At 66.0% G+C, this 13,573-nt stretch carries 13 protein-coding genes and 1 pseudogene; 6 read left to right on the forward strand and 8 right to left on the reverse strand.

The features are described 5' to 3' along the window. A partial coding sequence (locus A5636_RS08475; RefSeq protein WP_172827188.1) for a MinD/ParA family ATP-binding protein occupies positions 1 to 916 on the forward strand: 916 nt, incomplete at its 5' end. Positions 917 to 920: 4 nt separating this feature from the next. Here A5636_RS08475 and A5636_RS08480 read toward each other — a convergent pair. The 6 genes and pseudogenes from A5636_RS08480 to A5636_RS08500 form a co-directional block, all read right to left on the reverse strand. Continuing rightward, positions 921 to 2,426 (reverse strand): class I adenylate-forming enzyme family protein, encoded by a 1,506-nt coding sequence (locus A5636_RS08480; protein WP_065158238.1) that lies wholly within the window; start codon positions 2,424 to 2,426, stop codon positions 921 to 923. Beyond that, positions 2,423 to 3,358, reverse strand: a complete 936-nt coding sequence (locus A5636_RS08485) for an acyl-CoA dehydrogenase family protein (protein ID WP_065158239.1) — start codon at positions 3,356 to 3,358, stop codon at positions 2,423 to 2,425. The genes A5636_RS08480 and A5636_RS08485 overlap by 4 nt, the downstream gene beginning before the upstream one ends. Then, positions 3,355 to 4,512 carry an acyl-CoA dehydrogenase family protein gene (locus A5636_RS08490; RefSeq protein WP_172827189.1) on the reverse strand — a complete coding sequence of 386 codons (1,158 nt, stop codon included), beginning with the start codon at positions 4,510 to 4,512 and terminating at the stop codon, positions 3,355 to 3,357. The genes A5636_RS08485 and A5636_RS08490 overlap by 4 nt, the downstream gene beginning before the upstream one ends. Further along, positions 4,509 to 4,985, reverse strand: a complete 477-nt coding sequence (locus tag A5636_RS27840) for an acyl-CoA dehydrogenase family protein (protein WP_437339814.1) — start codon at positions 4,983 to 4,985, stop codon at positions 4,509 to 4,511. The genes A5636_RS08490 and A5636_RS27840 overlap by 4 nt, the downstream gene beginning before the upstream one ends. Then, a pseudogene (locus tag A5636_RS27845) lies at positions 4,980 to 5,603 on the reverse strand (acyl-CoA dehydrogenase family protein); the annotation flags it as partial. The pseudogene A5636_RS27845 and the gene A5636_RS27840, both read right to left, overlap by 6 nt. Further along, positions 5,600 to 6,655 (reverse strand): acyl-CoA dehydrogenase family protein, encoded by a 1,056-nt coding sequence (locus tag A5636_RS08500; RefSeq protein WP_065158241.1) that lies wholly within the window; start codon positions 6,653 to 6,655, stop codon positions 5,600 to 5,602. The gene A5636_RS08500 and the pseudogene A5636_RS27845, both read right to left, overlap by 4 nt. Before the next feature lie 92 nt (positions 6,656 to 6,747). Between A5636_RS08500 and A5636_RS08505 the strand changes: the two genes are divergently transcribed. After that, positions 6,748 to 7,590 carry an LLM class flavin-dependent oxidoreductase gene (locus A5636_RS08505; RefSeq protein ID WP_065158248.1) on the forward strand — a complete coding sequence of 281 codons (843 nt, stop codon included), beginning with the start codon at positions 6,748 to 6,750 and terminating at the stop codon, positions 7,588 to 7,590. Here the strand turns inward: A5636_RS08505 and A5636_RS08510 are convergent. Then, positions 7,562 to 8,302 (reverse strand): SDR family oxidoreductase, encoded by a 741-nt coding sequence (locus A5636_RS08510; RefSeq protein ID WP_065158242.1) that lies wholly within the window; start codon positions 8,300 to 8,302, stop codon positions 7,562 to 7,564. The genes A5636_RS08505 and A5636_RS08510 overlap by 29 nt on opposite strands. A gap of 20 nt (positions 8,303 to 8,322) precedes the next feature. After that, positions 8,323 to 9,144, reverse strand: coding sequence for a FadR/GntR family transcriptional regulator (locus A5636_RS08515; RefSeq protein WP_065158243.1), 822 nt, complete (start codon positions 9,142 to 9,144; stop codon positions 8,323 to 8,325). Between the two features lie 98 nt (positions 9,145 to 9,242). Here A5636_RS08515 and A5636_RS08520 point away from each other — a divergent pair, with 98 nt between their 5' ends. The 4 genes from A5636_RS08520 to A5636_RS08535 form a co-directional block, all read left to right on the forward strand. After that, positions 9,243 to 11,636, forward strand: a complete 2,394-nt coding sequence (locus A5636_RS08520; protein WP_081287678.1) for a CoA transferase — start codon at positions 9,243 to 9,245, stop codon at positions 11,634 to 11,636. Positions 11,637 to 11,651: 15 nt separating this feature from the next. Next, on the forward strand, positions 11,652 to 11,843 hold the full coding sequence (locus tag A5636_RS08525) for a ferredoxin (RefSeq protein ID WP_065158245.1): 192 nt from the start codon (positions 11,652 to 11,654) through the stop codon (positions 11,841 to 11,843). A gap of 200 nt (positions 11,844 to 12,043) precedes the next feature. After that, positions 12,044 to 13,174 carry a Rieske 2Fe-2S domain-containing protein gene (locus A5636_RS08530; RefSeq protein WP_065158246.1) on the forward strand — a complete coding sequence of 377 codons (1,131 nt, stop codon included), beginning with the start codon at positions 12,044 to 12,046 and terminating at the stop codon, positions 13,172 to 13,174. Next, positions 13,174 to 13,573 (forward strand): AMP-binding protein (locus A5636_RS08535; RefSeq protein WP_155763703.1); only part of this gene is annotated, 400 nt, incomplete at its 3' end. The genes A5636_RS08530 and A5636_RS08535, both read left to right, overlap by 1 nt.

Raw genomic sequence — 13,573 nt, forward strand, 5'->3', positions numbered from 1 at the left:
CCTCGGCTTGGTGCGTCGCGCGCGCCCGCTTCCGCAGAGCGGGTGGCGCAAGGTCGTGCACCGGGTCACCGGGCTAAACCCGAAGGAGTCCGAGCAGGAGAACACCCGCCAGAAGCTGATCGCGCGAGTCAGCCAACCGGTGCGAGGCGACTACAGCATCGCGGTGTTATCCATGAAGGGTGGCGTGGGCAAGACCACCACGACGGTCGGGCTGGGGTCGACGTTCGCGGCGATCCGCGGCGACCGGGTGATCGCGGTCGACGCGAACCCCGACTTCGGTACGCTGGCCCAGCGCGGACCCGATCAGAGCAAATCCACTGTTCGCGATCTGTTGCTGGATGACAACATCTTTCGCTACTCCGACATTCGCCGGCACACCTCCCAGAGCACGAGCCGACTGGAAATTCTTGCTTCCGAACGGGATCCGGCCACATCGGAGGCCTTCTCCGACGCCGACTACCGGGTGGTGATCCGGTTGTTGCAGCGGTTCTACAACCTGATACTCACCGATTGCGGCACCGGACTGGTGCATTCGGCGATGGACGCCGTATTGGACGAGGCCGACGCGATCGTGCTGGTGGCCTCCCCGGCCATCGATGCCGCACGCAGCGCGCTGGCAACCCTGGATTGGCTGGAGCATCACGGACGCGCTCACCTGGTGCCCAACGCCACCGTCGTCATCAGCGCCTCGCGGCCGGGCAAGTCGTCGGTGGACTTGGACAGACTGGCCGCGCAGTTCCTGACCCGTATTCGCGCCGTGCATGTCATCCCGTTCGATGATCACCTGGCTCAGGGGTCCGAGATCGTGCTGGATCTGATGGCCGGCAAGACGCGCCAGGCGTTCCTGGAACTGGCGGCGTCGATCGCGGACGGTTTTGCCCATACCAAGCGCGCCGATCGGGTCCCGCGCGGCTGACCGTTCAGCCGCCCCGCTGTGCGACCAGCGCCGAGCGGTTGACTTTGGTCGCCGCGGTGCGCGGGATCGCCTCGACGAATTCGACCGTCTTCGGAACTTTGTAGGGAGCGAGCCGGCTCTTGGCGTAGTCGATCACTTGTTGCTCGGTCAGCGGGCGCTCCGAGTGGGTTCTAGCCTGCACAACGGCATGTACGCGACGTCCCCAGTGCGGATCTGACAGGCCGATGACGACCACGTCGGCGATGTCGGGATGCCCGGACAGCGCGGATTCCACTTCTGCCGGAAAGACATTGGCGCCACCGCTGACGATCATGTCGGCCCGGCGATCCACCACATAGAGAAACCCGTCTTCGTCGAGATGGCCGATGTCGCCCGCGGAACGGAAGCCGTCCTCCGTCGACGGAAGTGGCGGCGCGCCACCGAGATACCGATATCCCGCGCTCATCGGCGCCCGAAGGTAGATATCACCGTCCTCGCCCGGGCCCAGCGGGTTTCCTGCGGAGTCCAGAATCCGGATCTCAGTGTCCCGAAAGCCCCGGCCCACACTGCCGGGATGGGTCAACCATTCATCACCACGCAGCGCGGTGAGCCCCAGGTTCTCAGTCATCCCGTAGGCAGTGACGATCTGTTCGGGACTGAGCAACTCGAACCAGGTGCGCAACAGGGACGGCGGCATCACTGCGGCACCCTGCAGAATGAAAACGACACTGGACAGGTCCCGCTCCCGGATGCCGGGCAACGCCGCGACACGCGCCAGCATCGTCGGCGTGGCGGTGAAGTTGGTGACCCGATAGCGCTCGATGGTGTCGACAAACAGTGCGGCATCGAACTTTTCGAGGATCACCAGGTGGTCGCCGCCAAGTAGCATCAGCAGGGTGGCGAAGCCGTTGGTGTGATACATCGGCGCCGGCACCATGATGGTCTGCGGTTTGGCCACCGGCGTCCAGTTGGCCAGAAACGGCTCGCCCTGCTGCGGTATCCACAGTGACGGTGCCAGGTTCAGGATCACCTTGGGCACCCCGGTCGATCCGCTCGAACAGATGCCGTTCGCGGTCGGGGAAATGGCCGTGGGTAACGGACTTTCGGACTCGGTGGCAGCGGATGCGTCCAGCTCCCACCGGCTGGTGTCGTCCACCATCACCGTGGGGTTGATGACCGCACGCACGCGCTCGCGTTCCCACTCGGGCAGATCCCAATGCATCGGAATGGGAACCGCACCGATCTTCCAGCATCCCAGCGTGGCAAGCACGAGGTGCACCGAATTCTGGATCGCGAGGGCCACCATGGAACCGGTTCCGGCGCCGCGAGCGGCCAACGCCCGTCCCCATTGATTTGCGCGGGCATCAAGCTCACCGAAGGTGAGCGCCTGTGCGCTGCCATCCAGCGCCACGACGGTGACCGCGGCGTCGTCACGCCGTTGTTCGGCGAGCTCTTGCAGCTTGGTCGCGAACGGGACCCCGTCCGCGAACGGATTCGAGTTGACGTCGGCGGTGGCAGGCTCGGTGCTCACGCCGGTACTCGCCGGCTGAACAACGTCTCGAGATCTCCGTCGCGCACGTCTGGTACCAGGCGCAGGCTGAGTGCCTCGGGCCCCAGCGGTAACCGGAGCAGGGGTTGGGTGTGCCGGTCCAGCACGCTGACGTCTGACTCGTCGCAGAAGCCGAGCGCACCCAGCAGTTGGTGGGCGGTGCGCAGCACCTGGCGAGCGGTATCGGCGGCCTTGAGTCGCAACACCAGCGCATCCGCTGAAAGAACCTGCACCGGTAGTGTTTCCGGGCGACACAAGGTGTACTTGGCCAGTTCATGGAGTCCGCGAACCGCGACGGCAGCATCGGCTACCGCGAACCGTACCGCCTGGAAGTCGGCGAGCGGTTTGCCGAACTGCACGCGCGCCCGCACATGCTCGGTAGTGATGTGCAGTGCCTGCTGCACCGCCCCCAGAATCCGCCATGATCCCAGCACGAGATGAAGATTAACGTCGGCGGTTGGCACTGTCCCGTCGGGTGCAGACAACGTGGCCGGCACCAGGAACGGCCCCAGTTTCGCACCGGTCCGAGACGCCGGTTGTACGCGATAGCGGTTGGCGTCGAGATCGGCGGCGACCCAGCGGCCGGGCAGGTCACCGTGGTCGATGCGCGGAGCCCGGGGGTCGACCAGGCTGAGCCGGGCACCGTCGATGGCCAGCAGTTCTTCGACGAGGGGATACGGCAACGCCGTCGCACCGGCGGACTGGCACAGCACCGCGGCGGCCAGCAGGTCATCAGAGCCCGACCGCACGTCGAGTTCGAATGCGCCGACCTCACGCAGCGCATCGCCCGCGGCGTTCCGCACGCTGTCGTCGCGTTCCGCACGCAGCGTCGCCTGGGGCCCACCCAGCCGCGCCAGCCGCTTGGCCGAGACGGCGGCGAAGTCGCTGATGTCTTGTGGCAGTTCGGTATTCAACGGTGTTCTCCCAACACGTCGCGGGCCACCATCATCCGCTGTACTTCGATGGTGCCCGATGCCACCGTGGCGGCCTGTGCGTACCGCCAGTGGTCGTCGACAGCTCCGTAGAGCGCCGCGGATTTGCCGCTATCCAGTGCCGTCGGTCCCAGCACATCGAAGAGCAGCTCGGCGACCTGCTGGTCGCAAGTCGTCGTGGCGATGCGGGCGGCGCTGGCGGCCGCGCCCGCGGACGGGTCGTCTTGAAGCGACACCGCCCGATAAGCCATCAGCCGAGCCACCCGCAGGTCAACCAATGCCCGCACCCACCTGGTGCGAATCGATTCGGGCAACCGGTCCCAGTCGTCGCCGAGGTCGGTCTGCACCCGGTCCAGTAGCGATTCACAGCGGGCGTAGCGGGCGATGCCGACGCGCTCGAAAGCCAGTGCTTCCCGCATCACGCGCCAGCCGTCGCCGGGCTCACCCAGGACATCGCCGGGAAAGGCCTGCAGATCGTCGACGAACACCTCGTTGAGGTGATGTGGACCCAGCATCGACGGGATGCCCCGGACAGTGAAACCCGGGCGGTCCATCGGGATCAAAAATAGGCTCAGCCGCCTCGACTTCGGCGCATCCGGATGGGTGCAAGCCGCCAGCACACACCACGACGCCATCCGGGCATACGACGTCCAGACCTTCTGGCCCGTGATGCGCCAGCCCTCGCCATCCCGGACAGCGCGGGTACGCAACGACGCGAGGTCGGTACCGGCTTCCGGTTCGGAGAATCCCTGACACCAGATGACCTCACCGGATGCAATGCCGGACAGATGCTTGGCCTTCTGTTCGGCCGTGCCGTGACGCATGATCGCCGGGCCGACCCAGTTGATTCCCATGTATTGCGGGCCGCGGGGCTCGTAATTGGCCCACATCTCCTCCCGCAGCACGGTCTGCTGCCAGATCGAACCCCCGCCGCCGCCATGCTCTTTCGGCCAGGCCAGGGCCAGCAATCCCTCGGCGGCCAGCAGCTTGCAAAACGACTCCGTGGTGGCCAGGTCGTCCGGATCATCGGTGCAGGCACCGAGAAAGTCAGCAGGTATGTGCTCGGCAATCAACTGCCGCAACCGATTTCGCAGTTCACCGGCGTCGTCGCCGAGGTCGTAATCCATTGTGGTCATCCCTTCGGCAGCCCGAGCAGACGCTCGGCGATGATGTTGCGCTGGACTTCGGAGGTGCCCCCGTAGATGGTCGCGGCCAACGCGTCCTGACGCTCGAACAGCAGGTCGGAGTCACCGGTGGAATCGGGGCCGGAAGCCGCCGCGCTGAGCTCCCAAACGCGTTGCAACGTAATCGATCCGAGCAACTTCATGATGTCGGCTTCTGGACTCGGGCGGCCGGCAAGCTCGTTGCCCAAGGCGCGGTAGCCGGTGGCCCGCAGCGCTTCGGCGTCGGCGAGCAGTGCGCCCAGTTCGGCGTACACGTCTTGATCAGCGCTGCCCCGGATCGAGTCAAGGCCGCGCTTGATCTCGACCCAGTTCATGATCCAGATCATCTGGCGTTCATGCTGCAACGACGACAGGGCCACGTTCCAGCCGCCGTTGTATGGACCGAGCAGGTTCTCCGCCGGAACTTCGACGTCGTCGAGAAACACTTCGCAGAAGGTCTCGTCGGAAATGGATGCCATCCGAATGGGTTCGATGCGGACCCCGGGTGAGTGCAGATCCAGGACCAGACAGGAAATACCGCGATGCTTCGGCGCGTCCGGGTCGGTGCGGGCATACAGCGTGCACCAACGCGACTCGTGGGCCTGGGTGGTCCAGATCTTATGGCCGTTCACCCGGAATGAGTCCCCGCCGCGCTCAGCGCGGGTACGCAGACCGGCGAAATCTGATCCCGCTTCCGGCTCGCTCATGCCCAGCGCCCACCACTCGTCGCCGCGCAGCAGGGGTACCAAGAAGCGTCCGATCTGCTCGGGGGTGCCGAACTGGCGGAGACCCGGGGCCGCGACGCCCGGGCCGGCGACATTGGGCAGCTTGGGAGCCGACCGCAGTGCCGCCTCGATGCGGATCTCCATCGCGTCGCGCAAGCCCAGCGACCGGCCGCCGTGCTCACGTGGCCAGGTCGGCTGTAGCCAGCCCGCCTCGAAGGACGCCAACTGGTAGTCGCGGCGTAGCGCGATGTCCCAGCGGTACTGCCGGTAGTTGTCGTAGTAGTCACCGGGTAGGAAGTCGCGCAGCCACGCACCGAATTCCGCTACGACAGCGCTCATTTCGCACCACCCGCAAATCGGCGGCCCACCTCGTGGTAGAGCGCGCGGCTGTCACCCAGCAGCGCCGCATGCTGCCAGGCGTGCCGGACGTAGAGGTGCGCGTCGTGCTCCCAGGTCTGCCCCAGCGCGCCGTGCACCTGGACGTTGGTGCGGGCGCACGCGTTCGCGGCGTCCGCGGCGGCAGCCTTGGCCAGCGCGGCCGAAGTCCACGCAACGCCAGGGTCGTCCAACTGCGTGGCTGCCGCGTAGGTGAGGCTGCGGGCGCGTTCCACGCTGACGTAGTTGTCCGCCAGCGCGTGCTTGATGCCCTGGAACGCACCGATCGGGACGCCGAACTGACGTCGGGTCTTGGCATGCTCGACCGATTGCTTCAGGGCCGCGCTCGCCACACCCACCAGGTCGGCGGCCACCGCCACCAGCGGTGCTGCCAGAGCCGCTTCGCAGGTTCCGACGGGTGCGACAGCCACCGGGGCGGTGTCCAATTCGAGGTCCGCTGCGGGCTGGGCGGGATTGATCGACTCACCCGGGACGATCATGACGCCATCGCCGGAGCGCACCACCGCCGCCACCGGACCCTCGTCGGAGTTGGCCAGGGTAACGATCAGCTCGGCGCGGGTCACGTTCGGCACCGCCACGGCCCGCCCCCGCAGGCGACCGTGCTCGAGAGTCATCGGCGCGCCGGGTAGGCGCTGTCCGGGGGAGTGCACGGCCAGGGTGGCCACCGCGCCGGCGGCGACGTCGGCCAGCACGTCGGTAAGGGAGGCCGCGCGCAGCACGCCGGCGGCCAGCCCGACGCTGCTCAACAGCGGGATGGGTGCGATGGCGGCGCCACACTCCTCGAGGACCACCATGAGCTCGACGGGACCGAACTCACCTGTGTCAGGTGCGGCGAGTTCCGTCCAGCCCAGGTCGACTACCGTCTTCCACAAGGTGAGCCAACGCTCCGGATCGTCCACAGCGTGCCGGGCGGCATCGGCAGGACACTCGGCGCGCAGGATGGCGCGCACGGTGTCCCGCAGCGCCAGCTGCTCCGAAGTCAGACCAACATCCATAAGACCCCTAACATAATAAAAATAGTAAACTAGCCACCGCCGCGCAAACGCTGCCGGCGGGCGCGTGCTTAGGTGGTCGGATGGTTGATCGGATCATGGAGTGGTACTTGTTCCTGCCGCAGGTGCGCCTGCCGGTGAGTGACATCGTGGACCGGGCCCAACGCGCCGAGGACAGTGGATTCGACGGAGTCGCCTTCATCGATCACCTGGAAGCACCGGGCCAGCCCGCTGAAAACATCTGGGAGGCAATGAGCATCGCCACTTGGGTGGCGGCCAGGACGCGGCGGCTGCGCATCGGCCATCTCGTGCTTTGCGACGCCTTCCGGCATCCGGCGGTCCTCGCCAAACAGGCCGTGACGCTGTCGGCAGCCTCGGACGGGCGGTTCGACCTCGGTCTCGGTTCGGGTTCCTGGCCCGCAGAATTCACCAGATTCGATGTCGGTCAGCAAGATCCGGTGGCCCGTGTCGAGCAACTCGGGCGACACCTGGTGTCGATCAGACAGTATTGGGCCGGCGGGCAACAGCCCACGCCGGCGCAGCCGATTCCCTTGGTGCTTGGCGGCAGTGGCCCCCGAATGATGAAACTGGTTGCCGAACACGCTGATTGGTGGAATCTGCAGGCGAATCATCTCGATCGCCTTCCCCGGCTGGCTGATGCGGCGGGATCGGCCCGGATCTCGGTGCAACAGATGGTGGGTTTCGTACGAGCGGGCAGTGACCCGGCAGCGGTGCAGGAGGTGAGCAACCGGCGGTTCGAACACTTGGGAACGGGCCTGGTCTGTGGCGACGCCGAACAATTGACCGCGCATTTCGCCGGCCTGGCCGCCCAGCGGGTGCAACGCTGCTATGTGTGGTTCGCCGATTTCGCTGCCCCACAGTCTCTCGCCGAATTCGGCGAAACGGTGATCAAGAACTTCCCGCGCGCTGCGCCGTAGCCCGTCGACGCGCCTCGGTCGGCACCACTGGAGGGCGCGCGAATGGCCCCCGCTCCACGGCGCTGAGCCGGATCTCGGGCAAATCGACCGACGGGTCGACGGTGTCCAGCCACGCGACGGCGGCGGCGATGTCGGATGCCTGGATCGCGTACATCTCGAATGGAACGTCTTGTAACATCTCGGTTTCCACCGGGCCAGGCGTCACCAGGTGCACCGCGATACCGTCGCGGTCCACTTCCATCGCCAGTGCGCGAGCGAACGCATTCATGCCTGCCTTCGACGCGGAATAGGCGGTGCGCGCCATCATCGGCTCGTGGGCGGCCGAGGAGGAGATGAAGATGAATCGCGAACCCGGGCGCATCTGGGGCAGTGCCGCCGACGTCACCACAAAGCAGGAGTCCAGGTTGGCCGAGATGATCGTCCGCCACTGCTCGAATGTCTGCTTGCGCGCATACGTTCCACCCAAAGTGCCGGCCGCGTGCACGACCAGATCGATCCGGTCCAGTGCGCTGATCGCAGCAGCGAATCCTTCCGGGTCCGCCGCGTCGGCCACCACGTGCCGGGCGCCGATCTCTTCAGCCACCGCGCGCAGGGGTGCCTCGCGGCGAGCTGCCACCACGACGTCGTAGCCGAGCTCACAAAGCTTGGCGGCGCACGCTCTTCCGATACCACCACTGCCGCCGGTGACCAAAGCGGTTCGTGAAGTTGTCAAGAGTTTTCCTCGGCACGACCTTACGGTCGCCGGAGATCCCGCGGTCGCGACATTGCCTGCGGAGACAACGCATGGATGCGTTGCTCAGGACGACCGGACAACACGTAGGTCTGCGTGTCCGCCAGGTGCCGCCCGGCGATGCGCCTCGCCCGGTCCACGTCGCCCTCGGCGATCGTCTCGGTCAGTTTGATGTGGGTGTTGAGCGCTGCGCGGCGTTTGGCCAGCGACGGGTAAGTACCGCGCGCCGCGCTTTCATCTGCCCACTGCTGTTCGTGACTCGACCAGAGCGTTTCGAGGCTGCCGACGACCGCGATGATGGTGTGGTTACCGCATCCGCGGACGATGAGATTATGGAATTTACGGCCGATTTCGGTGAACTGCCGGCCATCTTCCAAATTCTCGGCCATGGCCTCGTTGACCTCTTTGAGCTCGGGCACCAGGGTGTCCGCCCGGTCAGGTCGCTGGGCGGCCAACGCGGCACAGGCAGGTTCGAGTTCCTGCAGCGCCGCGCCCAGGTCGCTGACGGCGACCGACTCGCTCTGCAGTACCAGGCCGAGCATGTAGGCGGCGCTGGTCTTGGCCGGTGCGTGCACCACGGCACCGCCGCGATTGCCCCGGCGCACCGAGACCAGGCCTTCGGTCTCGAGGATCCGCAGCGCTTCGCGCAGCGACACCAGGCTGACCTTGAACTGGTCCACCAGCACTTCCTGACGCGGCAGCAGGTCCCCGTCGGCAAGTTCACCGTCGATGATCTGGCGACGCAACTCGTCGGCTACGATTTCGGCGATCCTCGGCGCCGACAACCGGCGACGGGCGTCGGGTCCAATTCCCAGGGCGGTCATCCGATTCCTCGCTAGCTAAAGCAGGACAGAGCACACGGCCGCGGGCGCGCGAACTCGACTGGCTTAGCTATTTTAGCAGTAATGGTATAAATAGCCGCGTGAGTGAACTGGCCGATCGCCGGCCGACACCGCTCGAAGATCTGCGAGTCGTCGAGATCAGTGACCGCCTGGCCGGCAGCTATTGCGGAAAGTTGCTTGCCGATGCCGGTGCGAGTGTCCGCAAAATGGAACCGCCGCAAGGGGATCCGTTACGCCGCTACTCCGCGACTTGTTCACCTTTGCCGGATGGCACCCGCGGGCCGGCCTCACCGTTGTTCTGCTACCTCAACGCCGGCAAGAGCAGCCTGAGTTTGGCGCCGGACTCCGAGCGTTACCGCGCCGAACTCGCCGCCGCGGACGTCGTCGTCGTCACCGCCGGTCGCGCACAGGCCGCCGCACTGGGCGTCGATCCGCAACGGATGTTGGAGCAATCCCCGCAAGCTGTGGTCGTGACGATTTCCGATTTCGGCTGGACCGGCCCGTACACCGACCGTGCGGCCACCGAGTTCACCCTGCAGGCCTGGTCGGGCTGCACCGGTTTTCGCGGGGATCCCGCTGGGCCGCCCATTTCGATCGGCGGCGACCTCGGAGAGTACATGGGCGGGGTGTACGCCGCGTTCGGCGCGTTGGCGGTGTGGCGCCGCGTCGAGCGGGGCGGACCGGGGGAACATCTGGATCTGTCCATGCTCGAAGCCATCACGGCGATGCAGAGCAGCGAGTGGCTGCATTCCCAACTGCTACAAGTCCCAGCGGTGCGTCGCACCCTGGAAGTGCCCTCGATCGTGCCGGCCAAAGACGGTTACGTGGGCATCACGATGGTCACCGGACAACAGTGGCTGGACTTCGCCGCGATGGTGGAATGCCCACAATTCGAGGAGATTCCGCAGCTGCGCTTTCAGATCGGCCGCTGGGAGTACCGCGACTTCATCTACGAAAAGATCGGTCCGTGGATGGCCGAACGCACCGTCGCGGAGATCGTCGAACTGGGGCAGCTGTTCCGGTTGCCGATCGCGCCGCTGGGCAACGGCGCCACAGTGCGCGACATGGAGTACATGACCCAACGAGGCGTCTTCATAACCAACCCGGCCGGCTTCCACCAGCCGCGTCCACCGTGGCTGATGTCGCGCTGCGCACCCGCGCCGGTGCGGCAGACCCCCGCCGTCGGCGGAGGCAATGACGAACCAGTCTGGCCGGCAAAAGAATCCAAGCCGGCGACGGCGGCTCCTGGCTTGCCGCTAGACGGTGTGCGGATCGTCGATTTGACCGCGTTCTGGGCCGGGCCGGCCGCGACACACCTACTGGCCGCCTTCGGCGCCGACGTGATCAAGGTGGAGTCGATCCAGCGTCCCGACGGGATCCGCTATTCGGGTGGCATGCGCACCGATGTGGACGACTGGTGGGAATACGGTTGGGTGTTCCACGCAATGAACACCAACAAACGATCCGTCACACTGGATTTGGGGTCCGCCGAGGGACGGGGACTGTTCCGGACACTGGTTGCCGACGCTGACGTGGTGATCGAAAACTTCTCTCCGCGCGTGCTGGATCATTTCGGGCTCACCGCCGATGTGCTGCTGCAAGTGAACCCCAGCCTCCTGGTTGTCCGGATGCCGGCCTTCGGGCTGGACGGACCGTGGCGAGAACGGGTCGGCTTCGCACCGACCATGGAACAGATCGGCGGCCTGACGTGGGTGACCGGTTTGCCCGAAGCCCCGCCGGTGACACCCCGGGGTGCCTGTGATCCGCTGGCCGGCGTGCACGCTGCCTTCGCGGTACTGGCCGCGCTGAACTACGCCGAGCGCACCGGCACCGGCCAGCAGGTCGAACTGCCGATGCTCGAAACCGTGTTGAACACCACCGCAATCCAACCGATCGAAGCGGAGGTCTACGGCAAGACACTGGGCCGGCGTGGCAATCGGGGACATGGCGGAGCCCTGCAAAACATCTACCGCTGCGCAGGCGCCGACGACTGGATCGCGGTGAGCATCTGCAGTGACACGCAGTGGACGGCACTGGTCGGGCTGGTCGGACTACTGCCGTTGACGGATAGCGAACTCGCGACGGTCGACGGGCGGCAGCGACGTGCCGACGAGATCGACCGCCGACTGCAGGACTGGTTCGCCGGTCAGCCACTCGAAGCCACGGTGGAGCGGTTGGCGCGAGCCGGCGTCCCCGTCGCACCCGTCGTCTCACCCTCGTTGGTCACCGAGAATGCGCAGTTGCGCGAACGCGGCTTCCTCGAGTCGCTCAACCATCCGCGGACCGGCGCCGGTCTGTATCCGACTCCACCGTTCGCCCTGCTCGCTGGGCAACGCGAATGGCTCCGGCGGCCACCGCCGTTGCTGGGAGAGCACAATGGAGAGGTACTGCGCGATCAGTGCGGGCTGACCGAAGACGACCTCGTGAACCTCACCGCCGGTGGGGTGATCGGGACCCGGCCAGTGGGTCTCTAGGGAAAGGGGCATCGGATGCGGGTGATTGTCGACCCGGACTTGTGTGAAGCCAATGGGTTCTGTGAATCCATTGCCGCGGACATCTTCGAGTTGGGTGACGAGGACGTCGTGCAGATTGCCGACGGCCCCGTGCCGCCGGACCGGGAGATCGACGTTCGCGCCGCGGTGGACCAGTGTCCCCGGGCGGCGCTCCGCTTGATTGACTGAGTAGCCGGGTCGTAGGGAAACCGTTGTGCGGCAATGACGTAAAGCTGCATTACGCCCGCCTGAGTGAGTCCATCGGCACGGGCGGACGGACCCTGATTGACGTTCAATGTCTAAAATAGTAAAAATAGACATAGTCGTCGAACCGTGGTGAAGTGCGGGCGGCCCTATTGCCGCGCAGCCCCGCGGGAAACGGAGAACTCGTGACCCAAACTGCATCAGACCCAGCGGCGGAGTCGGCGCCCACAGACCCGTCCGAACGGGAGTTCGGGCCCACGGGCATCGCGCTGTCCACATATCGATTCCCGACGGGTTGGTTCATTGTCGGCTTCGCCTCCGATTTGGTTGCCGGCCAGGTCAAGCGCGTGCACTACTTCGGCGAGGAGTTGGTGCTGTTCCGCACCGCGAGTGGCAAGGTGCATGCACTCGACGCCTACTGTCAGCACCTCGGTGCCAACATGGGCGTCGGGGGGACCGTGGAGGGCGAGCACATCGTCTGCCCCTGGCACGGCTGGCAGTGGCGCGGCGACGGCACCAACGCGCTGATTCCGTACAGCAAGATCGGCTGCAAGAACAACGTGCGCATCCGCACCTATCCGGCGACCGAGTGGTACGGCTTCATTCTGGTCTGGCACGAGCGACATGGCCGCGCGCCGTACTGGCAGCCGCCCGTGCTGCCCGAACTCGAAACCGACGAGTACTACCCGCTGCACCCCCACACCCGGATGGTCAATCGGGTCAAGGTGCACGCGCAGATGATCATCGAAAACGCGGCCGACCCCTACCACGTCCAGTACGTGCACAAGGCCGCCAATCCGGCCAACACGGCCTCGTTCGAGGTGTCGGGCTATCACTTGCACGCGACGGTCAACGCTCATTTCGGTGGCGGCCGCGCCAAGACCTGGCTGACCCCGAACGGTCCGGTCGACGCCAAGATCATCTACGACAACTACTCGTTGGGGCTGGGCATCGTGCGCTTCCCCAGCGACCTGGTGAAGACCTGCCAGGTCACCGGCCAGACACCGGTCGACGAGGATTACACCGACTACTTCTACACCCAGGCCTCGATTCGCGAACCCGGCGACACCGGCGACGCACCGACCGGGCGCGCCGCGAAATTCCTTGCGCTGCAACAGGAAGTCATCAAGCAGGACTTCTTCACCTGGGAGAACATGAAGTATCTGGAGAAGCCCAACCTGGCGCCGGAGGAGGCGCACGACTACGCGGCCCTGCGCCGCTGGGCGCACCGCTTCTATCCCGGTGCACAGCCCTCACCCGACGATTTCGGTTACACCGCCGACGGCGAGCCGGACCCGGCGGCCGCGCCGGCCTGATGGGACCCTTGGGGCCCGCCGATTTCGGCATCGATAGGTTCACCGTGCCCGCCGTGCTGGATCGTCGCGCCGAGCAATATCCCGAGCGGGTAGTGATGTCGGTGGCCGGTTGCGACATCACCTTCGCGCAGCTGCGGCAGCGGTCCCGTGCTGCGGCAAACCTGTTGGCAGAACGCGGAATCGGCCCCGGCGATGGTGTGGCGTTATTTACCGCGACATGCCCGGAATGGATCTACTTCTGGCTCGGGGCGGCACGCATCGGCGCCGTCGCCGCCGCGGTGAACGCCGCCAACAAAGGCGACTTTCTGCGGCAGAACCTGGAACTGGCGCAAGCCAAGTTGGTTCTCACCGATGCCGAGCGGCGGCACCGCGTCGATGAGGTTGTCGGACAGCTTGACC

It is taken from the genome of Mycobacterium asiaticum, assembly GCF_001673315.1.
Taxonomy (GTDB): domain Bacteria; phylum Actinomycetota; class Actinomycetes; order Mycobacteriales; family Mycobacteriaceae; genus Mycobacterium; species Mycobacterium asiaticum_B.

Bases quoted from the DNA above. Each gene is read 5' to 3' on its own strand.
- A5636_RS08490 (WP_172827189.1), bottom strand. From the start codon at position 4,512: ATGACCACAATGGATTACGACCTCGGCGACGACGCCGGTGAACTGCGA.
- A5636_RS08500 (WP_065158241.1), bottom strand. From the start codon at position 6,655: ATGGATGTTGGTCTGACTTCGGAGCAGCTGGCGCTGCGGGACACCGTG.
- A5636_RS08515 (WP_065158243.1), bottom strand. From the start codon at position 9,144: ATGACCGCCCTGGGAATTGGACCCGACGCCCGTCGCCGGTTGTCGGCG.
- A5636_RS08525 (WP_065158245.1), top strand. From the start codon at position 11,652: ATGCGGGTGATTGTCGACCCGGACTTGTGTGAAGCCAATGGGTTCTGT.